Here is a 25,886-nt window from a genome sequence, read left to right as displayed (position 1 = left end):
CCGTTTCCCGTCGCGCGATCGCATAGCCAGTGACCTCGGATAGCCGCCATGCCCGACCCGCTTCGTCTGCAGGCTTTGATACAGGATTGTGCCCGCGGCCAGGAATCCGCGCTGGCCGAACTCTACCGACAGACTTCGCCGCATCTGTTTGCGCTCGCCGTACGTATATTGCGGCGAAGCGACTGGGCGGAGGAAGTCCTCCAGGACAGCTTCATCAATATCTGGCGCAATGCCGCCCGCTATTCTTCGGAGCAGAGCCAAGTCATGACCTGGATGACGCGCATCGTGCGCAACCGCTGCATCGACCTGTTGCGCAAGCCTGACCTGGAGCGCCCCGATGCCGATGGCGCCTTGACACTTGCCTGGGCCGACGACGCGCCCGGGCCGTTCGAACGGTTGCAGCGCGACCAGGACGGACAGCGCCTGGCCGACTGCCTGAAACAGCTCGACGGGCCGCAACGCACCGCCATCGCCCTGTCCTTCTTCGATGATCTCAGCCACAGCGAGATCGCCCGCCGCCTGCAGGCGCCGCTGGGCACGATCAAGAGCTGGGTGCGGCGCGGCATGGACCGGCTCAAGAGGTGCCTGTCATGAACTACAGCGATCCCGAGCTGCGCGCGCGGCTTGCCGCGGACTACGTGGCCGGCGCCATGCGCGGCGGCGCGCGCCGCCGTTTCGAGGGCCTGATGGCCGCCGATGCCAACCTGCGCCGCCAGGTGCGCGACTGGGAAGACGATATCTATCCCTTGCTGTGGTCGCTGCCCGCCCGGGTGCCGCCGCGCCGCGTCTGGCGCGCCATCGAATCGCGGCTCAAGCCCGGCGGCGCTCGCGGCTGGCAAGGGCTGGCCTTCTGGCGCGTGCTCAGCGGCGCGCTCGCGGCGGTGCTGGTGGCCGGGGTGGTGGTCTATCCCATGCAGGTCGACCGCGCCGCGCGCACCCAGTTGATGGCGGTGCTGCAAAGTCCGGAAGCCCAGGCGATGCTGGTGGTGCGCGCCGACGAGCGCGGCGGCCTGCACGTCCAGGCCTTGCAGGACCTGGCGTCGCGCGCCGGCGGCAAGGCGCTGGAACTCTGGGTGATCCCGCCGGGACAGGCGCCGCAGTCGGTCGGCCTGGTGGCGCCCGAGGGCTTGACGGCGCTGCCGCGCGCCCAGGGCCTGGAGGGGGTGCAGACCCTGGCCATCACGCTGGAACCGCCGGGCGGGTCGCCTTCGGGCAAGCCCACCGGGCCGGTCATCATGAGCGGCGACGTGCTCAAGATCTAATCCGCATCCAAAGCGGGCCGGGCCGCGTATAGGGGGGTATTCCGTTGCGGAGTGCCCCATGTCTTCCTGGATCGCCGCCGGCCCGCGAGGCCTGCTTGCCATCACGGCCCTGGCCACGCTGGCCCTGGGCCTGCTGGCCGCCTGTTCGCCCTTGACGCTGCTGAACGGCGCGGTGCCCGACGACGCCAGCCGCGTCACGGCGGGCGTTGCCTATGGCCCGTTGCCGCGTCAGCGGCTGGACATCTACCGGCCGCCCGCCGTGACGCGCGCGCCGGTGGTGGTGTTTTTCTACGGGGGCAGCTGGCGCAGCGGCGACCGCGCCGACTACCGGTTCGTGGGCGACGCGCTGGCGGCGCGCGGCATCGTGGCCGTCGTCGCCGACTACCGGCTCTACCCCGAAGCCGGCTACCCGGACTTCCTGCGCGATGCCGCCATGGCGGTGGCCTGGACCCAGCGGCATATCGACGCCTATGGCGGCGATCCGGCGCGGGTCTTCGTTGCCGGCCACAGCGCCGGCGGCTACATCGCGGCCATGCTGGCGCTGGACGGCCGCTGGCTGGGCGGCGCCGGCTCCAGCCCGGCGACCCTGGCCGGCTGGATCGGCCTGGCCGGCCCCTATGACTTCCTGCCCATCGTGGCGCGCGACGTGCGCCCGGTGTTCGGCTATCCCGCCACGCCGGCCGACTCCCAGCCCATTCATCACGCCAGCCTGCACGCGCCGCCCGGTCTGCTGCTGACCGGCGCCGCCGACACCACGGTCGACCCGCGCCGCAACAGTGTCGGCCTGGCGCAGGCCTTGCGGGAGGCGGGCGCGTGCGCGCGGCTGGTGCAGTACCCCGACCTGGGCCACAAGCTGCTGGTGGGCGCGCTGTCGCGGCCGCTGCGCTGGCGCGCGCCGGTGCTCGACGACCTGGGCGAGTTCGTGGCCCGGCCCTGTCCCGGCGGCCAAGGAGAATGACCATGCGACCGCTGCTTGCGCTTGTGCTGCTGGCGCCCCTGTGCGCCTGGTCCGCCAACCAGCACTACCTTGGCTACGCCTATGACAGCCGCGACGGCGCCGAGCGCTATCGCGAAGAACACTGGGTGGTGCGCGAAGGCGCCCGGCAGGAGCGCCTGGTGCTGTACCGCTGCCCGGGCGGCGCGGCGTTCGCGCGCAAATGGGTGCGCGGCGGGATCGACGACCCGGCGCCGGATTTCGCCCTGTATGACCAGCGCGACGGTTACCGCGAAGGGGTGGACACCCGCCAGGGGGGACGCACCGTTTACGTTCAGCCGCGCGCCGGCGCCGAGATGCAGAGCCGCAAGCTGCCGGAAGTGGACGACCCCGTGGTCGATGCCGGTTTCGACGCCTGGCTGCGCGCCCACTGGCAGCCGCCGGAAGCCTCGCCGCGCTTCCTGGTGCCCAGCCGGCTGGAATGGTTGCCATTGGCGGTGCAGGCGCGCGACGCCGCCGGCCAGGGCGAGCGCAGTTTCCGCCTGCGGCTGGACGCCTGGTACGGCTTTGCCGCGCCCACCTTGCGCGTGACCTACGACAGTGCCAGCCAGCGCCTGCTGCGGTTCGAGGGGCCCAGCAACCTGCGCGACGGCAACGGCGGCACGCAGACCGTGCGCATCGAATTCCCGGCCGATGCCATCCGGCCGCCGCCCTCGGCGCGCGACCTGGACGCGGCGGCGGCCACGCCGCTGGTATCGCGTTGCGAGTAAGGGTTTTCACTTATGCATCCGGCGCCTCGCCGTGCCCGTATATCCCGACACGTTTCACACAGGACACCATGATGCGTTCCGTTCTTACCGGCTGGACCGCTTCGATACGACGCTGGGTCGACACACAGGCGCAGGATGCGCCCGGCGGCGACCCCGATCGCATCGATTGGACCCGCGCCTTGCCTTTCGCCCTGTTGCACGCCGGCTGCCTGGGCGCGCTGTGGACCGGCGTGTCGCCGGCGGCGCTGGCGCTGGCGGGGGCGTTGTACGCCGTGCGCATGTTCGCCCTGACCGGCTTCTACCACCGTTACTTCTCGCACCGCGCCTTCCGCACCTCGCGCGCCATGCAGTGCCTGTTCGCCGTGCTGGGCGCATCGTGCGCGCAGCGCGGACCGCTGTGGTGGGCGGCCCATCATCGCCACCATCACCGCCATGCCGACGATGAGCAGGATCTGCATTCGCCGCGCCGCCACGGCTTCTGGTGGAGCCACATGGGCTGGTTCCTGACGCGCCGCGCCTTCGCCACCGACCTGGCGCGCGTGCCGGACCTGCGCGGCTACGCCGAACTGCGCTGGCTCGACCGCTTCGACGCGGCGGTGCCGCTGGCGCTGGCCTTGGGCTGCTACGGACTGGGCGCACTGCTGGAGCGCGTCGCGCCCGGCCTGGGCACGAACGGACCGCAGATGCTGGTCTGGGGCTTTTTCATTTCGACGGTGGCGCTGTTTCACGCCACCGTCACCATCAACTCGCTGGCGCACCGCTACGGCAAGCGGCGCTACGACACCGCCGACGACAGCCGCAATAACGCCTGGCTGGCGCTGCTGACGTTCGGCGAGGGCTGGCACAACAACCATCATTTCTATCCGGGGTCGGCGCGGCAGGGCTTTCGCGCCCATGAGATCGACATCACCTGGTACGGCCTGCGCCTGCTGGCCGCCGCCGGCCTCATCTGGGACCTCAAGCCCGTGCCGGCCTGGGCGCTGGCCGCCGCCAAGGAGTGAACATGCGCATCGCCATCATCGGTTCGGGCATCGCGGGGCTGGTCTGCGCCTGGAAGCTGGGGCGCGACCATGACGTCACGCTGTACGAGGCCAACGACTACCTGGGCGGGCACACCCACACGCACACGGTCGAACAGGACGGCCGGTCCTATGCCGTGGACAGCGGTTTCATCGTTCACAACCCGCTCAACTACCCCCATTTCACGGCGTTGCTGGACGAACTTGGCGTGGCCTCGCAGCCCACCACCATGAGTTTCTCGGTGCACAAGCAGGCCGACGGGCTGGCCTACAACGCCACCTCGCTGGACACGCTGTTCTGCCAGCGGCGCAACCTGTTGTCGCCGCGCTTTCTGGGCATGGTGCGCGACATCATGCGCTTCTACCGGGAATCGCCCGCCCTGTTGCGCGCGCCGGAGCCGGGCCCCGCGCTCGGCGAATACCTGGCGCAAAACCGCTACGGCGAGGCTTTCCGCAGCGACCACCTGATCCCGATGGCCTCGGCGCTGTGGTCGTCGCCGGCCTCGCGCATCCTGGAATTCCCGGCGCGCTACCTGGTGCAGTTCATGGCCAATCACCAGATGCTGCGGATCAGCGGCCGGCCGCAGTGGCGCGTGGTGCAAGGCGGATCGCGCCGCTATATCGACGCCATGCGCCAGCGCTGGACGGTGCGCGAGCGGCTGAACTGTGCCGTGCGCGCCGTCAGGCGCCAGCCGGTCGGCGTGCAGGTGATCACGCGCGACGGCCAGGAACACCATGACGAAGTGATCTTCGCCTGCCACAGCGACCAGGCGCTGGCGCTGCTGGCCGATGCGACGCCGCAGGAACGCCAGGTGCTCGGCGCCATCGCCTACCAGGACAACGACGTGGTGCTGCATACCGACGCTCGCCTGTTGCCGCGCCAGCGCAAGGCCTGGGCCGCGTGGAACGCCTACGTGCCGGCCGATCCCCAGGCGCCCTGTTCGGTCAGCTACTGCATGAATCTGCTGCAGGGGATCGCATCGCCCCGGCCCTTTATCGTGACACTGAACCGCGGCGATGCCATCGACCCGGCGCAGGTGCTGGCGCGCATGCGCTACCACCACCCCGTGTACACCCACGAAGCGGTGGCCGCGCAGGCGCGCCGCGCCGAGATCTCGGGCCGGCGGCGCACCTGGTACGTGGGCGCCTACTGGGGCTGGGGCTTTCATGAGGACGGCGTGGCCAGCGCATTGGACGTGGTGCGCGCCATGCTGGGACGGCCGCGGGTCTGGGCGCGGGAGGCGGCATGAACCTGCAGAGCGCCGTCTACGAGGGCCGGGTGACGCATCGGCGCCATCACCCGCATGCGCATGGCTTCGGCTATCGCATGGCGCAGCTCTACCTGGACCTGGACGAGATCGACCGGGTGTTCCAGGACCGTTGGCTGTGGTCGGTGGAGCGGCCCAACCTGGCGCAGTGGCGCCGTGCCGACTATCTGGATGCCGACGGCGGACTGCCGCTGGCGCAGGCGGTGCGGCAGCGCCTGCGGGCCCACCTGGGAGATGTGCCGGCCGGACCCATCCGCCTGCTGGCGCACCCGCGCTACGCCGGCTACGTCTTCAACCCGGTGAGCTTCTATTACTGCTACGACGCCGACGGCAGCACGCTGGCCGCGATCGTGGCGGAGATCACCAATACCCCGTGGAAGCAGCGCCATTGCGTGGTGCTGCCGGTCGCCAGCGCCGAACGCGAGGGCGATGCGCTGGCCTGGCGCTTCGAAAAACGCTTTCACGTGTCGCCCTTCATGCCGATGGACTGCGCCTATGACTGGCGCTTGACCGCGCCCGCCGACGACCTGCGCGTGCACATGCGCGTCAGCCGCCAGGGCGTGGCGCAGTTCGACGCGCGCCTGGATCTGCGGCGCCGCGAGCTCGACGGCGCGGCGCTGGCGCGCCTGCTGTGGCGCTATCCGCTGATGACGCTGCAGGTCATCGGCGCCATTCATTGGCAGGCGCTGCGCCTGTGGCTCAAGCGCAATCCCGTCTACGACCATCCCCGCACCCCCAACGGAGAACCCCGATGAAACCCATGACGCCCTCGGAACACGCCTCGATCGCGGCCAGCCGCCGCGCCGGATCGCTCGACCGCCTGCTGCGCCAGCGCCTGTTCGCCAGCCTGGGGGCGCTGGACCACGGCCAGTTGCTGATCGAGGACAGCCTGGGCAGCGTTACCCTGGGCCGCGGCGAGCCGTGCGTGCGCCTGACCGTCAGCGACCTGGGCTTTTACCGGCTGGTGGCCGCGCAAGGCAGCGTCGGCGCGGGCGAGGCCTATGGCGACGGCCTGTGGCGCTGCGATGACCTGGTCGGGCTGGTGCGCCTGCTGGTGCGCAACCGCGACACGCTGGACGCCATGGAGTCGGGGCTGGCACGGTTGGCCGGCTGGGCGCTGCGGCGCTGGCATGCCGGCAATCGCAATACGCGCGCGGGTAGCCGGCGCAACATCGCGGCCCACTACGACCTGGGCAACCCGTTCTTCGCGCTGTTCCTGTCCGACGACCTGATGTATTCCTCGGCGCTGTGGGCCGATGGCGACGACACGCTGGAAGCGGCGTCCCACCGCAAGCTGGAAACGATCTGCCGCAAACTGGAGTTGCGGCCGGCGGACCGCGTGGTGGAGATCGGCAGCGGCTGGGGCGGCTTCGCCATCCACGCCGCGCGCCACTACGGTTGTCATGTCACCACCGCGACGTTGTCGCGCGAGCAGCATGACCTGGCGATCGAGCGGGTGCGCGCCGCCGGGCTGCAGGACCGCGTCAGCGTCGTGCTGCGGGACTACCGCGACCTGCAGGGCCAATACGACAAACTGGTGTCGGTCGAGATGATCGAGGCGGTCGGCGCCAACTTCCTGGAAACCTATTTCGCCAAGGTCGCCAGCCTGCTCGAACCGGGCGGCCGCGCGTTGATCCAGGCCATCACCATCGAAGACCACCGCTACCGGCAGGCGCTGGCCTCGGTGGATTTCATCAAGCGCCATATCTTTCCGGGCAGCTTCATCCCGTCCATCGAGGCGATGCTGCGCGCCAAGACGCGCGCCTGCGACCTGGCGCTGGTGCATCTGGAGGACTTCGGCCTGTCGTACGCGCGCACGCTGCAAGCCTGGCGCGAGCGCTTCCTGGCGCGGCTGCCCGAGGCGCGGGCGCAAGGCTTCGACGCGCGTTTCTGCCGTCTGTGGGAGTTCTATCTGGCGTATTGCGAAGGCGGCTTTCGCGAACGATCCATCGGCGTCGCGCACCTGCTGTTGACGCATCCCCAGGCGCGCGCCACGGGCGCCCGCTGGGTGCGGGAGGGCGCATGATGCGCTTCTGGGCCAACCTGATCGGCTACCAGATCGTGTGGTTCAGCGCGGTGATCGGCGCCGGCCGAGGCCTGGCCTGGCCGGGCGTGGTTGCCGCCACGTTGTTCATCGCGGCGCAGTTGGCGGCGTCGGCGACGGCGCGCGCCGACCTGCGGCTGGCCGGCGGCGCCGTGTTGTGCGGCGTGGCGCTGGATGGCTCGCTGTCCGCGCTGGGCTGGGCGCGCTATGCCGCCGACGCGTGGCCCGCGCCGCTCTGGATCCTGGCGTTGTGGGCCGCGTTCGCGCTGACACTGAATCACTCGCTGGCCTACCTGCGGCCACGGCCATGGCTGGCCTGCGTGTTCGGCGCGGTGGGCGGGCCGCTGGCCTATTGGGGCGCCGCCCGCGGCTGGCAGCCGGTGCAATTCGAAGCGCCGGCCTGGCGCGCCACTGCGGCCCTGGCGGCGGGCTGGGCGCTGGCATTGCCCGCGCTGACGGCGGGCGCGCGGCGCTGGACCCGGGAGGCGCCATGACGGCCTGGCAACAATGGTCCTGCATCGCGGTCGCTATGGTCATCGCCATGGCGCTGGCCTGGCGCTGGCAGCGCCGCCGCGCCAACGCCGGCATCGTCGACGTGGTGTGGTCGCTGGGCATGGGCGCGGCGGCCTGGCTGATCGCCGCCACCGGCTCGGGCAGTCTGGCTGCCCGGCTGGCCCTGGCGCTGATGGCCGGCGTCTGGTCGCTGCGGCTGGCGTGGCACCTGTGGCGCCGTGTGCGCGCGGGCGAGGACGGCCGCTATCGCGCCCTGCGCGAGCACTGGCATGGCCACCAGGGCAAATTCTTCGGCCTGTTCATGTTCCAGGCGGGCCTGGTCATGCTGTTCTGCCTGCCGTTCCTGGCGGTGGGGGCCAGCCCGGCGCAAGGCGCGCCGGTCGCCCTGGGGCTGCTGATCTGGCTGGCGGCGCTGACGGGGGAGGTGATCGCCGACCGGCAGCTGGATCGCTTCCGCGACGATCCATCGCGCCGTGGCAAGACCTGCCGCCAGGGCTTGTGGCGTTTTTCACGGCATCCCAACTACTTCTTCGAATGGTGCCACTGGTTCGGCTACGTGGCGCTGGCATGGGGCTCGCCGCTGGCGTGGCTGGCCTGGCTGGGGCCGCTGCTGATGTATGTGTTCCTGCGCTGGATCAGCGGCATTCCATTCACTGAGCAACAGGCGCTGCGCACGCGCGGAGACGACTACCGCGATTATCAACGCCGCACCAGCGCCTTCTTCCCGTGGTTTCCGAAATCCTGACGAGGCTCGCCATGACAACCGCTACTTTGCACGACACCCCGTTGGCCACCGACCGTCCCGCGCCGGGCCTGCTCGGCCTGGCCGAGCGCGGCCTGCTGCCCGACGCGCTGCTGCGCCTGGGCATGCGGCGCCTGTGCGCTCAGCGCCTGGCGCAGGAATATGCCGGCGGCATCGAGGCCTGGACCGAACGCGATCGCCAGCTCATCGCGGCGCTGCGCGCCAGCGCGGTTGCCATCCATACCGATGCGGCCAACGCCCAGCATTACGAATTGCCGACCGCGTTCTTCCAGCTTTGCCTGGGCGCCCGCATGAAATACTCGAGCTGCTATTACCCGACCGGCGGCGAAACCCTCGACCAGGCCGAAGCCGCCATGCTGCGCCTGTATGGCGAGCGCGCCGAGCTCGCCGACGGGCAGGACATCCTGGAGCTGGGTTGCGGCTGGGGGTCATTGACGCTGTGGATGGCCGAACAATTTCCCAACGCGCGTATTACCGCGGTGTCGAACTCCGCCACCCAGCGCCAGCACATCGAGGCGCGCTGCCGCGAGCGCGGCTGGTCGCACGTGCGCGTGGTCACCAGCGACGTCAACGTCCTGTCGTTGCCCGCGGCCGCCTACGACCGCTGCGTCTCCGTGGAGATGTTCGAGCACATGCGCAACTACCAGGACCTGCTGGCGCGCATCGCTGGGTGGCTGAGGCCCGGCGGCAAGCTGTTCGTGCACATCTTCGCGCACCGCGAGCGCGCCTATCCGTTCGAGACCGAAGGGGCGGACAACTGGATGGGCCGGCATTTCTTCACCGGCGGCATCATGCCGTCGGCCCATACCCTGTTGCATTTCCAGCATGACCTGCGGCTGCAGGAGCGCTGGTTCCTTGACGGTACGCATTACGCCCGCACCGCCAACCACTGGCTTGCCAACCAGGACGCCCGCAGCGGGCAGGCGCGGGCAGTGCTGGCGCAGGCCTACGGCGCGCCCCTGGCCGGCCTGTGGCACCAGCGCTGGCGCATGTTCTGGATGGCGTGCGCCGAACTCTTCGGCTATGAAGACGGCCAGCAATGGGGCGTGGCGCACTACCGCTTCGAGCGGCCTTGAGGAGAAGCGCGATGTGGCGATCATTCTGCGCGGGCATCACCGCGATCCTGGCCGGTTGCGCGGCGCCGGCGCCCATGCCGCCGGTTGCCGCAGTCGACCTGGACCGCTTCATGGGCGACTGGTATGTCATCGCGCACATTCCCAGCTGGCCCGAGCGCAATGCCTATGACGCGGTGGAGAGCTACCGGCTGCTGCCCGACGGCCGGGTGCAGACCGACTTTCGCTATCGGGATGGCAGCTTCGATGCGCCCGTCGACACCATGCACCCGGTGGCGACCGTGCGGCCCGACACCGGCAACGCGGTGTGGGGCATGCAGTTCATCTGGCCCATCAAGGCCGAATACGTCATCGCGTACCTGGACGAGGGCTACCAGACCACCATCATCGGCCGTTCCAAGCGCGATTACGTCTGGATCATGGCGCGGGTGCCGTGCCTGGACGACGCGGTCTATGCCGATCTGCTGCGCAGGGTGACGGCACTGGGCTACACGGAAAGCCCGCGCAAGGTGCCCCAGCGCTGCGACCGGTGAGCTGCCCGGGCCGGGCCGCTTCAGGCCTCGCAGGTCCAGCCGGCAGGCGCGTCGCCGTCGGTGAAGCGCACCGACGGCCAATAGCCCGCCATGAACCAGGTCGCGTCGCGCGGCGCCAGATGCAGTACGTAGCCGCCATCGGGCGCGACCACCAGATCGGACGGCGCGAAGCCTTCCATGAAGGCGGGGGGCGCCTGTTCGGGATCACCGGCCTGGCGGCCGGCCTGCCACAGAAAGCGCAGCGCCGCATCGCGGCGCGCGGCCAGCGATTGGGCGATGACGCGGGCGCGCGCCAGCAATGTCGCCGCCTCGCGCGCATCCTCGGTCGGCAGCACCAGCCTTAGCCGGCCGCCGTCCGCCTGCGCGCAATCGAGCCAGCCCTCCCGCGCCGACACGGCGTCGTGCGTGCAGGGCCGCAGCGCGATCTCCTCGACGCCGGCCGGCGCCGCGCCCGGGTCGGCCGGTGGCCCCAGTAGCGCCGCCGTCGCGCCACCGGCCATCATGTCCAGGAACAGCGCGTCCAGGCTCGCCGCCACAGGGGTGGTGTCCTCGAATTCCGGCTCGACGCCATGCACGATCCGTCCGCTCTCGCGGTCGATGGCCAGGAATTCGTAGTCGCCGTCGACGCTCAGGTAAATGGGCGCATGGCGTGTCCAGAACGCCTGGACCGCTTGGCGTTCGGCCGCGTCCAGCGCCGCGTCCAGGCTGATCTGGCGCAAGGCGTCCCAGGGGAAGTCGTCGCCGGCGTCGCCGGCGTAGTCCCTCGCGCTCAAGAACCAGCGCGTGCCGGCGGCGTTGGACAGCGCATCGAACATGGCCGAGAAGGGCGCATAGGCGCCGGCGAACGCCGGCGGCGCCGTGGCGGCGGCGGGCGCCGTCACCGTCCAGCCGCGCGCGGCCAGATGGTCGAGGAAGCGTCGGTATGGCGTGGGCATGGGAGCTCCGTCAGGGTGGTCAGCGGCCGCGCGCCTCGGCCCGGCGCCGGCCGACATGCATGAGCGCCATGCCCGAGATCGCGAGGGCCGCGCCGATGAACAGGTTCGCCGGGGTGGCCTCGCCCAGCCAGAGGCTGGAGAACAGCACGCCGAAGACGGGCACCAGCGTGATGTAGCCGGAGGCCGCGCCGGCACCCAGCGCCTTCACGCCCTCGAAGTACCAGGCATAGGCAATCGCGGTTGCCCCGAACGCCAACGCCAGCAGGCTGCCCCAGGCGCTGGCGGGCGCCTGTCCCAGCTTTTCCCAGGCGGGCACGCCTTCCACCATCAGGCTGGTCAGCAACAGCATCAGCGCCCCGATCACGGTGGTGACCGTGGTGGTGGTCAGGGCGTCCACGCCCTTGAGCACCAGCCGCCCGACCAGGGTGTAGGCCACCCAGCACGCCACGCAGCCGAGCAGCAGCAGTTCGCCCAGGCCCACGCCGGCGCCCGCGGCGGCCTGCGGGCCGCCGCCGCCGATGGCGATATAGGCGCCGATGGCGGACAGGATCATGCCAGCCAGGATCGCGGCATTGAGATGTTCGCGGAACAGGATCGCCGCCAGCAGCAGGGTCGCGCCGGGATTCAGCGTCACCACAATCGCGGCCTTGCCGGCCGGCACCAACTGCAGGCTCAGCATGAAGAAACTGGAGTAGCCGAACACGCCGGCCAGCGCGGCGGCGGCCAGGCCGAGCCATTGGTGGCGCGTCAACGACTTCAGGCCGCGCAGCGCCGAGGCCCGGTGCATCCACAGCACCAGCGCCACGCTAGCGAACAGGAACCTAAGGCTGGCCGCGGCCAGCGGCGCCATCGATTGGGCCACGACCTTGCCCCAGGACCATGACGCGCCCCACAGGGCCGCCATGCCGACCAGTCGCAGGTGCGTGGCCATCAATGTATTTTTCATGTCTCGTTCTAAGTCTGGCGGCAGGCCTCGCGCACGGCGCGACAGGGCAAGGGGAGTACGTCGAAACGGCGGGGCCGAGTCGATCGCAGGCGGGATTTTAGCTGGCCACCCGCCGGCCGCTTGCGTGCCAGCCAGCCGCTGGCCGCCTGGCGCGCCGCCGTGCCCGCGCGGGCCAGCGTGGCGGCAGGCTTCACGCCGCGCGCTCATTCTGTTTCACTTGTCATGAATTGCCGCCTCGACACTGGCATGACGGGGTGGAATAGGCGGGGTCACCAGAATCGGGGAATTTGGCGTGCCGATAGATTTCGAACCGATCGAGCGGGAATTCATGCAGACCTTGCGCGCGCAAGCGGCCTTCGCGGGCTGGAAGACGCGCCGCAAGCGCTGCCTGTGGCGGGCGCTGGCCGACGGCGTCGAGCAGGGCGTGGAGCTGCTGCGCTACCGGGCGTCGTTCGAAAATCGTCAGCTGGTGTCGCTGGGGATCTACGCGTCGGTTCCGTGCGAACGCGAATGGCCGGTCTACGTGCCCCCCGAGGTCTGGCACAAGGGACGGTTGTATCGCCGCGCCTGCCTGGTGCCGGGCCAGGGATTGGTCGACGAGGCCACGCTGGGCAGCGGGGCCGTGATCGACCTCAGTTCTCCCGCCGACCTGGCGGAATGGCTGGCCACCCTGCCGGCGGACATCGAGCGCCATGTCGCGCCCTGGTTCGAGCGGCACGACACCCTGGCGACCGCTTCGTACGAATACGAGATCCCGCGCTGGCGCCTGCGGCAAGCCGGGTTGCTCCCGTAGCCCTGTACGCGTGGATGACAGCGCCGCCGGTATCATTGACGCCTTTGGCACTGTTCGGAAAAGCCCAGGAGTACCCATGATTCGTTCACTTGCGCCCCGCCGCATCGGTTTCGCCCTGGCCGCCCTGCTGGCCGCCGCCGGCACCCAGGCCGCCCAGGATCGGCCCGCCGTGCTCAAGGCGCTGGAGGCGCGCGGCCTGCGCGTGGTGCAGGAGTTCAAGATCGACGGCGGCCTGCGCGCCTTCGCTGGCGTGGCCGGCGACCAGCCCGTGGCGATCTATGTCACCCCCGACGGCAACGCCATCGTCGGCGCGCGACTGGATGCCCAGGGCAAGCCGCTGGACGATGCCAAGCTCGAGGCCCTGGTCAGCAAGCCGATGGGCGACCAGGCCTGGGCCCAGCTCGAGAAATCGACGTGGGTGCTTGACGGCAAGAAGGATGCGCCGCGCATCATCTACACCTTCAGCGACGCCAACTGCCCCTATTGCCACAAGTTCTGGGAGGCCGCGCGGCCGTGGGTCGATGCCGGCAAGGTGCAGTTGCGGCACGTGATGGTGGGCGTCATCCGCCAGGACAGCCCGGCCAAGGCCGCGGCCATCCTGGGCGCCGCCGATTCCTCCGCCGCGCTGCTGGAGAACGAGCACAAGTTCAACCAGGGCGGCATCACGCCGGCCAAGAGCGTGCCCGACGGCATCGCCAGAAAGCTCGATGACAACCAGGCATTGATGGTGTCGCTCGGCTTTCGCGGCACGCCCGGCATCGTCGCGCGCGACGAAACCGGCGCCCTGAAGAAATACAACGGCCTGCCGCAAGCCGGCGAACTGGACAAGTTGTTCGGGCCGCGCTGACGCTTTCTCAATACTCGCCAATGGGCAGGATATCTCCCAGATAGCCCAGAGTGTCCGCCTTGGCGCTCATCATGTGGCGCGCTCGGACATCGCGTTCGCGCCCCGCCATGCACAGGCGCGGGCCATGGCCGCGCCTGCCGCGCGTGTTCGCGGAACACGGCCGCGACTGCCAAGGACAGTTACCGCTACTCACGACTTACCGCTTTTTGCGGATGTCGCTGCGATACCATCAATCGGGCCGGGCAAGATTGGCGGCCGCCGTGCCAGGCGGCTCTTTTCTCTTCCATGGGAGACCCCTTGCAATCCGATCCGAGTCTGAATTTCCTGCCCGACCAGGGCGAGGTCGCGCGGCATCTGCGGCAGCTGGACTGGGGCGCGACCACGATCGGGCCGCCGGCGCTATGGCCGCAGAACCTGCGCACGGCGCTCAGCCTGTGCCTGAGTTCGCGTTTTCCCATCGTGCTCTGGTGGGGCGAGGATTTCAGCATCCTGTACAACGATGCGTATATTCCCTTTCTTGGCGCTCACAAGCACCCGGCCGCGCTGGCCCGGCCGGGCGAGGACTGCTGGCGCGAAATCTGGCAGGAAATCGGCCCCATGCTGGCGAGCGTCTATCGCAGCGGCCAGGCCACCTGGTCCTACGACGAGGAATACTACTTCGATCGCCATCTTCCGCGCGAAGAGGTCTACGTGACTTTCACGTATGGCCCCATCCTGGCGGCCGACGGCGTGACGGTGCAGGGCGTGTTCTGCCCCTGCACCGAAACAACTGAAAAGATCGTCAGCGCCCGGCGCCTGGAGACCTTGCGTGAAATGGGCGCGCAACCGGTGCCGACCACCGGGGCCTTCGCCACCGCGCGGAGCATCTGCGATGTGTTGTCCCGCAATCCGCGCGACGTGCCGTTCTGCCAGGTCTATCGCCGCGGCGAGTCGGCGTTCGAGCTGCTGGCCGCCACCGGCGTGAGTACGGAGGCGATGGGCGCTGCCCATTGGCCGCTGGAGGCCGTTGCCGACAGTGGCGAGCCCCAGACCGTGGCGCTGGCCTCGCTGGGGCTGGCGCTGCCTGGCGGGCCCTGGGCCGACCGGGCGGCCTGGGCCCGCATCCTGCCGATCCGCTGGACCGCCGACGGTTCGGTCTCCGGCATCATGGTGCTTGGCGTCAGCGCGCGCCGGCCGCTGGATGGGGCTTATCGCGATTTCCTCGATCTGGTCGCGCAGCATTCGGCCAGCGTCATCGCCAGCGCCGTCGCTTACGAACAGGAAAGCCGGCGCGCCGAGGCGCTGGCCGAGCTGGATCGGGCCAAGACAACGTTCTTCTCGAACGTCAGCCATGAATTCCGCACCCCGCTCACCTTGATACTGGGACCTTTGGAACAGGCGCTGGCGGCGCAGGCGGCGAGTCCGTCTCGGGAGACGCTGGAGCTGCTGTTCCGCAATGCGCTGCGGCTGCAGAAGCTGGTGAATTCGCTGCTGGATTTCTCGCGCATCGAAGGCGGCGGCCTGGTGGCGCGGCTGGAGCCCACCGACCTTGCCCGCGCTACGGTCGAACACGCCAGCGCGTTCCGTTCCGCCATAGAGAGCGCCGGGCTGAGTCTGTCGGTGCAATGCGACGCGCTGCCCGCCGTCCATGTCGACCGCGAGTGGTATGAGCGCATTGTGCTGAACTTGCTGTCCAACGCGTTCAAGTACACCCTGCGGGGGTCCATTGCCGTGGCGTTGCGGGACATGGGGCGCGAGGTGGCGTTGTCGGTACGCGACACCGGGGTCGGCATCGACAGCGCGGACCTGGCCAACATTTTCCAGCGCTTTCACCGCGGGCAGCCGTCCGCGGCTCGAAGCCATGAGGGATCGGGTATCGGCCTGTCGCTGGTGCGCGAACTGGTCAAGCTGCTGGGCGGCGCAATCACCGTCGACAGCGAGCCGGGCAAGGGCAGCCTGTTCACGGTCACGCTGCCCAAGCGGCACGCGCCGACGGCGTCGGCCGCGTCTTGCGAACCGCGCACAGGCAGCGCGACGCTTCAGGCGCTACAAGAGGTGTCGCGCTGGCGAGCCAACGAGTCTCCTTTGCAGGTGTCCCCGGGCGCGGGCAAGCGGGCGCGCATACTCTGCGTGGACGACAATGCCGATCTGCGTGAATACCTGCGCAGCCTGCTCGCGGATGAATACGATCTGCGAATCGCCGCGGATGGGGCGACGGCATTGCGCAGCGCGCGGCAGGATCCCCCCGACCTGGTCATTTCCGACATCATGATGCCGGGCATGGATGGCCTGACGTTGCTGCAAGCCCTGCGTGGAGACGCCCGGACGCGCACGCTGCCGGTCATTCTGCTGTCGGCGCGCGCCGGTCAGGAAGCGCGAGTCGAAGGCATGGACGCCGGCGCGGACGACTACCTCGTCAAGCCGTTTTCCGCCGCCGAGCTGCGCGCGCGCGTCGGCGCCCATTTGCGGCTGTCGCGGCTGCGCGAGGAAACGCAGGCCGCCTTGCGCGATGCCAACGAACGCAAGGATGAGTTCCTGGCGATGCTGGCTCATGAACTGCGCAATCCGTTGGCGCCATTGCACAATGGCTTGCACCTGCTGTTGCATGCGCGGTCCGCGGACGCCGACAACGGGCGCATCCTGGGGATGCTGGCGCGCCAGGTCAGCCATATTGCGCGGCTGGTGGATGATCTGTTGGACATCGCCCGCATCAATAGCGGCAAGATCCTGCTGCGCAAGGCGCCGGTGGACCTGGTTGAACTCTTGCGCAACGCGCTGGAGGCCAGCCGTGGCGTCGTGGATGCGGCCGGCCATACGCTCAGCGTGACGCTGCCCGCGCAGGCAGTGATGATGGAGGCCGACGCGGTCCGTTTGACGCAGGTGCTCGCCAACCTGCTCAACAACGCGGCCAAGTACACCGATCGGGGCGGCCACATCGTCTTGACCGGCGCGCGCGATGGGGAACGGGAGTTCGTCCTCGCCGTGCGGGACAATGGTCGCGGCATTCCAGTGGACATGCTGGGGCGCATTTTCGAGCCATTCGTGCAGGTCGACGGACGGCGTGGCTCGGGCGGCCTTGGCGTCGGCCTGACACTGGTGGCGCGCCTGGTCGAGCTGCACGGCGGCAGGGTGACGGCTCACAGTCAGGGGCCGGGAACCGGCTGCGAGGTCGTGCTGCGGCTACCGGTAGAGGCGGCGGCCCCGGCGTCGGCGCTGGCGCGCACCGAGTCCAGGCGCGCGCCCAGGGCGTTGGGCCGGATCCTCGTAGTGGATGACAACGCCGATTCCGCGGACACCACCGCCATGGTGCTCGAGACCTTCGGCGCCCAGGTGCGGATCGCGCGCGACGGGCCGGCGGCACTGGCCCAGCTGGCCGAGTTTTCGCCCGGCGTCATGCTGGTGGATATCGGCATGCCCGGGATGGACGGCCATGAGGTGGCGCGGCGAGTGCGGGCGGACTTTCCCGGGCGAGACATCGTGCTCATCGCCATGACCGGCTGGGGGCAGGACGAGGACAGGCGCCTTTCGCATGAGGCGGGCTTCGATCACCACTTGGTCAAGCCGGTGGATTTTGACGCCCTGGAGCGCTTGTTGATCTCGCTGGAAAGCCAGGGCGCGCGGGCCGGAGCCGCCATGCGGCAAGGCCCGCGCCAGCGCGACCTCGCGTCGTGATCCGAGGCGGCGAGGCGGCGGATCAGATCGAAGCCTGCTTCATCCGCGCCGCCAGCGCCTGCGCGCTTTCCTTGCGTTCGCTGTAGCGATCCGTCAGGTACGGCGCCACGTCGCGCGTGAGCAGGGTGAACTTCATCAGTTCCTCGACCACGTCGACAATGCGGTCGTAGTACGGCGACGGCCTCATGCGGCCGGCGTCGTCGAATTCCTGGTAGGCCTTGGCCACCGACGACTGGTTGGGAATGGTCAGCATGCGCATCCAGCGGCCCAGGATGCGCATCTGGTTGACCGCGTTGAAGGACTGCGAGCCGCCGGATACCTGCATGACGGCGAGCGTCTTGCCCTGGGTCGGGCGCACCGCGCCCACCGACAGCGGGATCCAGTCGATCTGCGTCTTCATCAGGCCGGTCATGGCGCCGTGGCGTTCCGGCGAGCTCCAGACCATGCCTTCGGCCCATTGCACCAGCGCATGCAGCTCACGCACCTTGGGGTGGTCCTGGCTGCCGGGCGCGTCGACCAGCGGCAGCCCCGTCGGGTCGAACATCCGGGTGTCGCCGCCCAGGGCGCGCAGCAGGCGCGCGGCTTCCTCCGCCGCCAGCCGGCTATAGGCGCGTTCGCGCAGCGAGCCGTACAGCAACAGGAAGCGCGGCGCGTGACCGGCGCGGGCAGGCGCGAACAGCGCCGTCGTGTCGGGCCGTTCGAACCGCGCGGCATCGAGGTTGGGCAGGAGATCGGCGGTGTCAGACACGGCGGCCCTCCGCGTCGATGACCGGCTCGCCGTCTTCCTTGTTGAAGGGGCCGCGTTGCGGTTGGGGCAGGATGTCGAGCACGGTCTCGGACGGCCGGCACAGGCGCGTGCCCAGCGGCGTGACGACGATGGGGCGGTTGATGAGGATGGGATGGGCGAGCATGAAATCGATCAATTGCGCGTCGCTCCACGCGGGATCCGCCAGGCCCAGTTCGTCGTAGGGCGTGCCCTTCTGCCGCAGGAGGTCGCGCGCCGCGATGCCCATGGCGCCGATCAAGGCCTCCAGCGTGGCGCGGTCGGGCGGCGTTTTCAGGTACTCGATGATGGTGGGCGTTTCCCCGCTGTTGCGGATCAGGGCCAGAACGTTGCGCGATGTGCCGCAGGCAGGGTTGTGATAGAGGGTGATGGGATTCATGGATTGCACGTGATGACGGTGTTGGCGGGGCCGGAGGGGGGCGGATGCTGGCGGGTTCAACCGCGCGCCTGGCCGGCGTCGTACCAGCCGCGGCTGCGGTTGACGATGCGCACCACCAGCAGCATCACCGGCACCTCGATCAGCACCCCCACCACGGTGGCCAGCGCCGCGCCGGACTGGAAGCCGAACAGGCTGATGGCGGCCGCCACCGCGAGTTCGAAGAAATTGGACGCGCCGATCAATGCCGACGGGCAGGCGATGCTGTGGCGCTCGCCCACGCGGCGGTTGAGCCAGTACGCCAGCCCGGAGTTGAACAGCACCTGGATCAGGATCGGCACCGCCAGCATGGCGATCACCAGCGGCTGGCGCAGGATGGCCTGGCCCTGGAAGGCGAACAGCAGCACCAGCGTCAGCAGCAGCGCGGCCATCGAGAACGGCCCGATGCGCGCCAGCGCTGCCTCGAACGCCGCCTGGCCGCGCCGCAGCAGCGCGCGCCGCCAGAGCTGCGCCAGGATCACCGGAATGACGATGTACAGGCCGACCGACACCAGCAGCGTGTCCCACGGCACCGTGATGGACGACAGGCCCAGCAGCAGTCCCACCAGCGGGGCAAAGGCGAACACCATGATGGCGTCGTTGAGCGCCACCTGCGACAGCGTGAACACGGGGTCGCCGCCGGTCAGCCGGCTCCACACGAATACCATGGCGGTGCAGGGCGCCGCGGCCAGCAGGATCAGGCCGGCGATATAGCTGTCGAGCTGGTCGGCCGGCAGCCAGGCGGCGAAGACGTGGCGGATGAACAGCCAGCCCAGCAAGGCCATGGAGAACGGCTTGACGGCCCAGTTGATGAACAGCGTCACGCTGATGCCGCGCCAGTGCCGGCCCACCTCTCCCATGGCGGCAAAATCCACCTTGAGCAGCATGGGAATGATCATGACCCAGATCAGCAGGCCCACCGGCAGGTTGACCTGGGCTACCTCCAGCCGGCCGATGGCGTGGAACAGCCCGGGCAGCAACTGGCCGAGCGCCACGCCCAGCACGATGCACAGGAAGACCCAGAGGGTGAGGTAGCGTTCGAAAACACTCATGCCGGCGGGGGCGCGAACGGCAGCGGCGGTGGGCAGGGAAGACATGGCGGTGATCCGGTCAGCAGGTGGCGCAAGCGCCCGGGGCGATCTCGCACGGCGCACCCTGGCAGCAGTGTTCGGTGAGATAGCCAAGCAGGCCGTTCATGCGCGTGAAGTCGGCGCGGTAGATCAGGTTGCGGCCTTGCGGTTCGACCGTCACCAGGCCCGCGTGCGCCAACTCCTTGAGGTGGAACGACAGCGCGTTGCGGGCGATGCCGAGCTGGTCGGCAAGGACGCTGGGCGTGAGGCCCGGAAGGCCGGCCACGACCAGCGCGCGGAAGGTGCGCAGCCGTTGAGGGTGGGCCAGGGCGCCAAGCGCGGAAACGACTTGATCTTCTTTCATTGTTCGATAATACAACGATTATTGAATTATTGAAAAGCGCGTCGCCGCGTTCGGGTATAACGGAAGCACCGCCGCGTGGTTTGCGCGCCCGCGCAAGCCGCGCCTGTCAGATCGGGAGAGTCCATGGCCGACATCGTCCAATTGCGTCCGGAAGGTCTGTATTGCGCCGCCGGCGGCTTCTACATCGACCCCTGGCGCCCCGTGGACGTGGCCGTCCTCACGCATGGCCATGGCGACCACGCCCGCGCCGGCATGGGTTGCTACCACACCAGCGCCGAGGGCCTGCCCATCCTGCAATGGCGCTTGCGCGAGCAGGACTACCGCGTCCACGCCTATGGCGAGCCGTTCACGCTGGGCCGGGCTCGCGTTTCGTTGCATTCCGCGGGCCACGTGCTGGGCTCCGCGCAAGTGCGCATCGAGGTCGACGGCCAGGTGTGGGTGGTGTCGGGCGACTACAAGCGGCAGCCCGACCCCACCTGCGCGCCGTTCGAGGTGGTGCCGTGCGACACCTTTATCACCGAAGCCACCTTCGGCCTGCCGATCTATCGCTGGCCGGACACCGCGGAAGTGGCGCGCGACATCGTGCAGTGGCGCGACCATTGCGCCGCGCGCGGCGAGGCGGCCATTCTCTACTGCTATGCGCTGGGCAAGGCGCAGCGGGTGCTGGCCGAGCTGATGCCGTTCGTCGACCGGCCCGTCTACCTGCATGGCGCGATTGCCGCGGGTGTGGACGTCTACCGCGAGGCCGGCATCGCGCTGCCCGACACGCGCCTGGTCATCGAGGCGGACGGCGCGCCGGCGGCCGCGGGCACGGGATTTGCTGGCGAGCTGGTGCTGGCGCCGCCGTCGGCGGCCGGCAGCGCGTGGCTGCGGCGCTTCCGCAAGGCGCAGCACGGCTTCGCGTCCGGATGGATGCGGCTGCGCGGCAACCGGCGCCGGCGCAACATGGACCGGGGCTTCGTGGTGTCGGACCACGCCGACTGGCCCGACCTGCTGCGCACGATCCGCCAGACGGGCGCGCGCCGCGTCATCGCCACGCATGGCGACACCGACGCGCTGGTGCGCACGTTGAATGAATCCGGCATCGCCGCCGAGACGCTGGCCACGCAATATGGCGAAGACGACTAGCACGGCGCGCCGCGCCATTTTCGTAGCGACAGGGGAACGGATCCAGGCATGAAGCGATTCGCGGCGTTGTATCAGGAACTGGACCGCAGCACCGCCACCTTGGACAAGCGCGCGGCGCTGGTGGCGTACTTCCGCGATGCGCCGCCGCGCGACGCGGCCTGGGCCTTGTATCTGCTGGCGGGCGGCAAGATCACCAGCGCGCGCCGCAAGATCGCCGCCGTCGGCGAGTTGCGCGCCTGGGCCGCGACCGCCTCCGAGACCGCGCCGTGGCTGGTGGACGCCTGCTACGACCAGGTCGGCGACCTGGCCGAGACGCTGGCGCTGCTGGTGCCCGACCCGCGCACCGCCGCGCCCGAGCGCGGCCTGGCCGATTGGATCGAGGAGATCCTGGTGCCGGTCGCCAACCGCGACGAGGCCGAGCGCCGCGAAGTCATCGTCGCGGCCTGGCTGGGGCTGCCCTACATCGAGCGCCTGGTCTTCAACAAGCTGCTGACCGGCGCGCTGCGCGTCGGCGTGTCGCAACGCATGGTGCAGCAGGCGCTGGCGGAGTTGTCGGGCGTGCCCATCGCCCGCATCGCGCAGCGCATGCTGGGCGCATGGTCGCCCAGCCCCGCGTTCCTGCGCGACCTGCTCAGCGCCGACGAACTGCCCGGCGACCGCCAGCAGCCCTATCCCTTTTTCCTGGCCTCGCCGCTCGAAGGCGACCCGGCGCTGCTGGGGCCGATCGACGACTGGCTGCTGGAGTGGAAGTGGGACGGCATCCGCGCGCAACTGATCCGGCGGCGCGGCGAGGTGGCGCTGTGGTCGCGCGGCGAAGAGCGCCTGGACGGCCGCTTTCCGGAAGTCGAAGCGGCCGCGGCCGCCTTGGCGGTGGACTGCGTCGTTGACGGCGAACTGCTGGCCTGGCAGGAAGACAGCGTCGATCCCATGCCGTTCTCGGCCCTGCAGACGCGCATCCAGCGGCTCAAGCCCGGGCCCAAGTGGCTGGCCGAGGCGCCGGTGCGCTTGCTCGCCTACGATCTGCTGGAGCTGGATGGCGCCGATCTGCGCGACGAGCCGCAGGCCGCGCGCCGCGCGCGGCTGGAAGCGCTGCTGCGCGAGCGCGCCGATCCGCGCCTGGGCCTGTCGCCGCTGGTGGCGCCGGCAAGCTGGGACGAGGCCCACGTGCTGCGCGCGCAATCGCGCGAGCGCGGCGTGGAGGGCTTCATGCTCAAGCGCCGCGGCGCGCCCTACCAGAGCGGCCGACGGCGCGGCGACTGGTGGAAGTGGAAGATCGATCCGCTCACGATCGACGCGGTGCTGCTGTATGCGCAGTCCGGCCACGGCCGCCGCAGCACGCTCTACACCGATTACACCTTCGGCGTATGGGACGGCGACGCGCTGGTGCCCATCGCCAAGGCCTACTCGGGCCTGGACGACAAGGAGATCCTGGAACTGGACCGCTGGCTGCGCGCCCACACGCGCGAGCGCTTCGGCCCGGTGCGCTCGGTCGACCCGGTGCAGGTGTTCGAGCTGGGCTTCGAGGGCGTCAATCTGTCCAAACGGCACAAGTCCGGCGTGGCGGTGCGCTTTCCGCGCATCCTGCGCTGGCGCCATGACAAGCGCGCCGACCAGGCCGACCGGCTCGATACCCTGAAGGCCCTGGCGCGATGAGCGGCGCGCGGCGGGACGGCCCCTTGCTGGCGTGGTTCGCGGCGCGCGGCTGGAAGCCCGCCGCGTTCCAGCGCGAAACCTGGCGGCGCTATCTGGCCGGCGAATCCGGCCTGCTGCATACGCCCACCGGCAGCGGCAAGACGCTGGCCGCATTCGGCGGCCCGCTGGTGGAGGCGCTGGCCGATCCGGCGCCGGCGCGCGCGGCGGCGGGCGAGGGGCCGCGCGTGCTGTGGGTGACGCCGTTGCGGGCGCTGGCCGCCGACACCACGCGCGCCCTGGCACAGACAGCGGCCGACCTGGGCCTGGCGTGGACGGTGGCGCTGCGCACCGGCGACGCCAGCGCGCGCGACAAGCGCCTGGCGCGCCAGGGCAAGGCGGACGTGCTGGTCATCACGCCCGAGTCTCTGGCGCTGTTGCTGTCCTACGCCGATGCGTCGCAGCGCTTTCGCGCCCTGCGCGGCATCGTGGTGGACGAATGGCACGAGCTGCTGGGCAACAAGCGCGGCGTGCTGCTGCAGCTGTGCCTGGCGCGCCTGCGCCGCCTGTCGCCCGGCGCGCGCACCTGGGGCCTGTCGGCCACGCTGGGCAACCTGGACCAGGCCCGCGCGGTGCTGCTGCCGCATACGCCCGACAGCGCCCTGGTGGCGGGCGCGCGGCCGCGCAAGATACAGATATCGACCCTGCTGCCCGAGCGCAGCCGCGCCCTGCCGTGGGCGGGGCACGTGGGGCTGTCGCAGCTCGAACGGGTCTTCAAGCGCCTGTTCGACGTGCGCGCGACCCTGCTGTTCACCAACACCCGCGCGCAGGCCGAGCTCTGGCATCGCGCGCTGGAATCGATCTGGCCCGAGGCCCCGGGCACCCTGGCGCTGCATCACGGCTCGCTCGATCCCAAGCTGCGCGCGGCGGTGGAGCAGGGCCTGCGCGACGGGACGATGCGCTGCGTGGTGGCCACCTCCAGCCTGGACCTGGGCGTGGATTTTCCGGCGGTGGACCAGGTGTTGCAGATCGGCAGCCCCAAGGGCGTGGCGCGCCTGTTGCAACGCGCAGGCCGCGCCCGGCACCGGCCGGGCGAGTCCGGCAACGTGGTGTGCGTGCCGGCGCAGGCGCTCGAACTGATCGAGTACGCCGCCGCCCGGCAGGCCATCGCGCGCGGCGAGATCGAATCCCGGCCGCCGCCGGTCGGCAGCCTGGACGTGCTGGCCCAGCACGCCGTCACGCTGGCGCTGGGCGGCGGCTTCGACGCCGACACGCTGTACCAGGAAGTGCGCGGCACGCATGCCTATGCCGCGCTCGATCGCGCCACCTGGCAGGCGGTGCTGGACTTCATCGTGCAGGGCGGCCGCGCGCTGGCCAAGTATCCGGACTATCAACGCGTGGTGCGCGACGAGGATGGCCGCTATCGCGTGCACGACCGACGCGTCGCGTTCCGCCATCGATTGTCCATCGGCACCATCACCGCCGACGGCGCCGTGGCCGTCAAATACCTGCGCGGGGGCAGCCTGGGCTCTGTGGAGGAAGGCTTCCTGGCGCGCCTGCGGCGTGGCGACCGCTTCCAGTTCGCCGGCCGTACACTGGAGTTGGTGCGGCTGGAAGGGATGGTCGCCTACGTGCGCCGCGCCAAGGGCGGCGATGGCCCGGTGGCCACCTGGCAGGGCGGGCGCATGCCCCTGTCGACGCAGCTGGCCAGCGAAGTGGAGAGCCTGTATTCGCATCCCGGCACGCATCCGGAGATGCGCGCCGTCGCGCCGCTGCTGCGGATCCAGGCGCAGGCCAGCGCGTTGCCGGACCGGGGGCGGCTGGTGGCAGAACGCATCGGCACGCGACGCGGCATGCATCTGTTCCTGTTTCCGTTCGCCGGCCGCGCCGTGCACGAGGGCATCGCGGCAATGATCGCGCTGCGCTGGGGCCGGCGGCAGGCCAACACGATTTCCTACACCGTCAACGACTACGGGCTGATGCTGACGCTGGCCGAGCCGGCCGCGCTGGACGCGGCGCTGCTGCGCCAGCTGCTCAGCCCCGAACACATGGCCGAAGACCTGCGCGACGGCGTCAACCTGGGCGAAATGGCGCGCCGCCAGTTCCGCGAGATCGCGCGCGTGGCGGGCCTGTTGACGCCTTCATTGCCCGGCCAGGCGGCGCGCTCGCTGCGGCAGGTGCAGGCCTCCAGCGGGCTGCTGTACGATGTGCTGCGCCGCTACGATCCGGACCACCTGCTGCTGGCGCAAGCCGAGCGCGAAGTGTTCGAACTGCAGTTGGAAGCGCCGCGCCTGCTGGCGGCGTTGCACGACTGCCAACGGCGCGAACTGGCGCTGTGCGAACCGCGCGCGCTGACGCCCCTGTCGTTCCCGCTGTGGACCGAAAGCATGCGCGGGCAACTCAGCACCGAGACCTGGCAGGCGCGCGTAAGGCGCGCCGCGCAGCAACTGGAGGAGCGCTATGAGCGCCTTGCCTGACGGCGCGTTGCAGGCGTTGCTGGGCGGCGAGCCCCTGTGGCTGTTGGGAACCCGTGCCCTGTTCTGGCCGGCGCGTTCGCGCCTGGTCATCGCCGACCTGCACCTGGGCAAGAGCCATGTGTTCCGGCGCGCGGGCATCGCGGTGCCCAGCGGCGCCACGCGCGGCGACCTGGACCGCCTGGCGGATGTGATCGCGCGCACCGCCGCCCGCGAGCTGTGGATCGTGGGCGACCTGTTGCACGGGCCCGCAGGGCAGGCGGGATGGCGCGATACCTGGATGGCGTGGCGGCGGGACCATGCCGCGCTGGATGTCGCGGTGCTGGCGGGCAATCATGACCGCGCCCTGGATGGCCCGGCGTTCGGCGTGCGGCAGCTGGGCGAGACCCACATTGACGGCCCGTTCCTGTTCAGCCATGTCCCGCGGGCGGACCCAGACGGCCGGCACGTCATCGCCGGCCACATGCATCCGAAGACATCCGTGCGCGGCGTGCCGCGCAGTTGGCCGGCGTTCTGGCTGCGCCCCGGTCTCACGATCCTGCCAGCGTTTTCGGACTTCACCGGCGGCCATCCGGCCGATCGCGCTGACGGGCGCGTCGTCGCCTGCGTGGAAGGCGTCGCGATCGAGGTCGGCGCACGCGCGCGGTGAGGGCGCCGGGCTAGGAATCGCG

The 25,886-nt window shown here is 70.1% G+C and carries 25 protein-coding genes; 19 read left to right on the top strand and 6 right to left on the bottom strand.

All coding sequences use genetic code 11. The features are described from left to right. Positions 1-48: 48 nt before the first annotated feature. The 12 genes from AruCF_RS21415 to AruCF_RS21360 all read left to right on the top strand — a co-directional run bounded on the left by AruCF_RS21415 (position 49) and on the right by AruCF_RS21360 (position 10,179). Positions 49-594 (top strand): RNA polymerase sigma factor, encoded by a 546-nt coding sequence (locus AruCF_RS21415; RefSeq protein WP_049075999.1) that lies wholly within the window; start codon positions 49-51, stop codon positions 592-594. Beyond that, the gene (locus tag AruCF_RS21410; protein ID WP_049075998.1) at positions 591-1,262 is read left to right on the top strand and encodes an anti-sigma factor; all 672 of its coding nucleotides are present in this window, start codon (positions 591-593) and stop codon (positions 1,260-1,262) included. The genes AruCF_RS21415 and AruCF_RS21410 overlap by 4 nt, the downstream gene beginning before the upstream one ends. A 58-nt stretch (positions 1,263-1,320) precedes the next feature. Beyond that, on the top strand, positions 1,321-2,220 hold the full coding sequence (locus AruCF_RS21405; protein ID WP_080977484.1) for an alpha/beta hydrolase: 900 nt from the start codon (positions 1,321-1,323) through the stop codon (positions 2,218-2,220). Between the two features lie 2 nt (positions 2,221-2,222). Then, on the top strand, positions 2,223-2,966 hold the full coding sequence (locus tag AruCF_RS21400; protein ID WP_049075996.1) for a hypothetical protein: 744 nt from the start codon (positions 2,223-2,225) through the stop codon (positions 2,964-2,966). 68 nt (positions 2,967-3,034) lie between these two features. Then, positions 3,035-3,967 (top strand): acyl-CoA desaturase, encoded by a 933-nt coding sequence (locus tag AruCF_RS21395; protein WP_049075994.1) that lies wholly within the window; start codon positions 3,035-3,037, stop codon positions 3,965-3,967. A gap of 2 nt (positions 3,968-3,969) precedes the next feature. Next, positions 3,970-5,235: an NAD(P)/FAD-dependent oxidoreductase gene (locus AruCF_RS21390; protein ID WP_049075992.1), complete on the top strand. Its 1,266-nt coding sequence runs from the start codon at positions 3,970-3,972 to the stop codon at positions 5,233-5,235. After that, on the top strand, positions 5,232-6,008 hold the full coding sequence (locus AruCF_RS21385; protein WP_049075991.1) for a DUF1365 domain-containing protein: 777 nt from the start codon (positions 5,232-5,234) through the stop codon (positions 6,006-6,008). Before AruCF_RS21390 ends, AruCF_RS21385 begins: the two co-directional genes overlap by 4 nt. Then, entirely contained in the window at positions 6,005-7,279 is a 1,275-nt protein-coding gene (locus tag AruCF_RS21380) for an SAM-dependent methyltransferase (protein ID WP_049075989.1), read from the top strand. Before AruCF_RS21385 ends, AruCF_RS21380 begins: the two co-directional genes overlap by 4 nt. Continuing rightward, complete coding sequence (locus AruCF_RS21375) at positions 7,276-7,791, top strand: DUF2878 domain-containing protein (RefSeq protein ID WP_231891674.1); 516 nt, start codon at positions 7,276-7,278, stop codon at positions 7,789-7,791. Before AruCF_RS21380 ends, AruCF_RS21375 begins: the two co-directional genes overlap by 4 nt. Further along, the gene (locus AruCF_RS21370) at positions 7,788-8,555 is read left to right on the top strand and encodes a DUF1295 domain-containing protein (RefSeq protein WP_049075987.1); all 768 of its coding nucleotides are present in this window, start codon (positions 7,788-7,790) and stop codon (positions 8,553-8,555) included. The genes AruCF_RS21375 and AruCF_RS21370 overlap by 4 nt, the downstream gene beginning before the upstream one ends. Before the next feature lie 11 nt (positions 8,556-8,566). Beyond that, positions 8,567-9,649 (top strand): SAM-dependent methyltransferase, encoded by a 1,083-nt coding sequence (locus tag AruCF_RS21365; RefSeq protein ID WP_049075985.1) that lies wholly within the window; start codon positions 8,567-8,569, stop codon positions 9,647-9,649. Positions 9,650-9,660: 11 nt separating this feature from the next. Beyond that, positions 9,661-10,179 carry a lipocalin family protein gene (locus AruCF_RS21360; protein WP_049075984.1) on the top strand — a complete coding sequence of 173 codons (519 nt, stop codon included), beginning with the start codon at positions 9,661-9,663 and terminating at the stop codon, positions 10,177-10,179. 20 nt (positions 10,180-10,199) lie between these two features. Here the strand turns inward: AruCF_RS21360 and AruCF_RS29995 are convergent, their stop codons facing one another. Next, positions 10,200-11,114 carry a hypothetical protein gene (locus AruCF_RS29995; protein ID WP_235432694.1) on the bottom strand — a complete coding sequence of 305 codons (915 nt, stop codon included), beginning with the start codon at positions 11,112-11,114 and terminating at the stop codon, positions 10,200-10,202. 19 nt (positions 11,115-11,133) lie between these two features. Continuing rightward, on the bottom strand, positions 11,134-12,060 hold the full coding sequence (locus AruCF_RS21345; protein ID WP_049075983.1) for a DMT family transporter: 927 nt from the start codon (positions 12,058-12,060) through the stop codon (positions 11,134-11,136). A gap of 292 nt (positions 12,061-12,352) precedes the next feature. Here AruCF_RS21345 and AruCF_RS21340 point away from each other — a divergent pair, with 292 nt between their 5' ends. The 3 genes from AruCF_RS21340 (at position 12,353) to AruCF_RS21330 (ending at position 17,351) form a co-directional block, all read left to right on the top strand. Then, positions 12,353-12,853 (top strand): hypothetical protein, encoded by a 501-nt coding sequence (locus tag AruCF_RS21340; protein WP_232734788.1) that lies wholly within the window; start codon positions 12,353-12,355, stop codon positions 12,851-12,853. A gap of 76 nt (positions 12,854-12,929) precedes the next feature. Continuing rightward, entirely contained in the window at positions 12,930-13,700 is a 771-nt protein-coding gene (gene dsbG / locus AruCF_RS21335) for a thiol:disulfide interchange protein DsbG (RefSeq protein ID WP_049075981.1), read from the top strand. A gap of 459 nt (positions 13,701-14,159) precedes the next feature. Beyond that, positions 14,160-17,351: an ATP-binding response regulator gene (locus tag AruCF_RS21330; RefSeq protein ID WP_333474453.1), complete on the top strand. Its 3,192-nt coding sequence runs from the start codon at positions 14,160-14,162 to the stop codon at positions 17,349-17,351. A gap of 22 nt (positions 17,352-17,373) precedes the next feature. Here the strand turns inward: AruCF_RS21330 and arsH are convergent, their stop codons facing one another. Genes arsH through AruCF_RS21310 form a run of 4 tightly spaced genes read right to left on the bottom strand, consistent with a single transcriptional unit; the run spans position 17,374 to position 19,984 of the window. Beyond that, positions 17,374-18,099 (bottom strand): arsenical resistance protein ArsH, encoded by a 726-nt coding sequence (arsH, locus tag AruCF_RS21325; protein ID WP_049075978.1) that lies wholly within the window; start codon positions 18,097-18,099, stop codon positions 17,374-17,376. Then, the gene (gene arsC / locus AruCF_RS21320; protein WP_049075975.1) at positions 18,092-18,514 is read right to left on the bottom strand and encodes an arsenate reductase (glutaredoxin); all 423 of its coding nucleotides are present in this window, start codon (positions 18,512-18,514) and stop codon (positions 18,092-18,094) included. Before arsC ends, arsH begins: the two co-directional genes overlap by 8 nt. Before the next feature lie 56 nt (positions 18,515-18,570). After that, a complete protein-coding gene (gene arsB / locus AruCF_RS21315; RefSeq protein ID WP_049075974.1) occupies positions 18,571-19,647 on the bottom strand; it encodes an ACR3 family arsenite efflux transporter in 1,077 nt (358 codons plus the stop codon). A gap of 13 nt (positions 19,648-19,660) precedes the next feature. Beyond that, positions 19,661-19,984, bottom strand: coding sequence for an ArsR/SmtB family transcription factor (locus tag AruCF_RS21310; RefSeq protein ID WP_049075973.1), 324 nt, complete (start codon positions 19,982-19,984; stop codon positions 19,661-19,663). A gap of 123 nt (positions 19,985-20,107) precedes the next feature. Here AruCF_RS21310 and AruCF_RS21305 point away from each other — a divergent pair, with 123 nt between their 5' ends. Genes AruCF_RS21305 through pdeM form a run of 4 tightly spaced genes read left to right on the top strand, consistent with a single transcriptional unit; the run spans position 20,108 to position 25,864 of the window. After that, positions 20,108-21,112 (top strand): ligase-associated DNA damage response exonuclease, encoded by a 1,005-nt coding sequence (locus tag AruCF_RS21305; protein WP_049075971.1) that lies wholly within the window; start codon positions 20,108-20,110, stop codon positions 21,110-21,112. 48 nt (positions 21,113-21,160) lie between these two features. Further along, positions 21,161-22,765 carry an ATP-dependent DNA ligase gene (locus AruCF_RS21300; protein ID WP_049075969.1) on the top strand — a complete coding sequence of 535 codons (1,605 nt, stop codon included), beginning with the start codon at positions 21,161-21,163 and terminating at the stop codon, positions 22,763-22,765. Beyond that, positions 22,762-25,218, top strand: a complete 2,457-nt coding sequence (locus tag AruCF_RS21295) for a ligase-associated DNA damage response DEXH box helicase (RefSeq protein ID WP_083036842.1) — start codon at positions 22,762-22,764, stop codon at positions 25,216-25,218. The genes AruCF_RS21300 and AruCF_RS21295 overlap by 4 nt, the downstream gene beginning before the upstream one ends. Further along, complete coding sequence (pdeM, locus tag AruCF_RS21290; RefSeq protein WP_049075966.1) at positions 25,202-25,864, top strand: ligase-associated DNA damage response endonuclease PdeM; 663 nt, start codon at positions 25,202-25,204, stop codon at positions 25,862-25,864. Before AruCF_RS21295 ends, pdeM begins: the two co-directional genes overlap by 17 nt. Positions 25,865-25,886 lie beyond the last annotated feature (22 nt).

It is taken from the genome of Achromobacter ruhlandii (assembly GCF_002082135.1).
Taxonomy (GTDB): domain Bacteria; phylum Pseudomonadota; class Gammaproteobacteria; order Burkholderiales; family Burkholderiaceae_B; genus Achromobacter; species Achromobacter ruhlandii.
The sequence above is the reverse complement of the archived record's forward strand: the minus strand, read 5'-3'. Positions and strand labels throughout refer to the sequence as shown.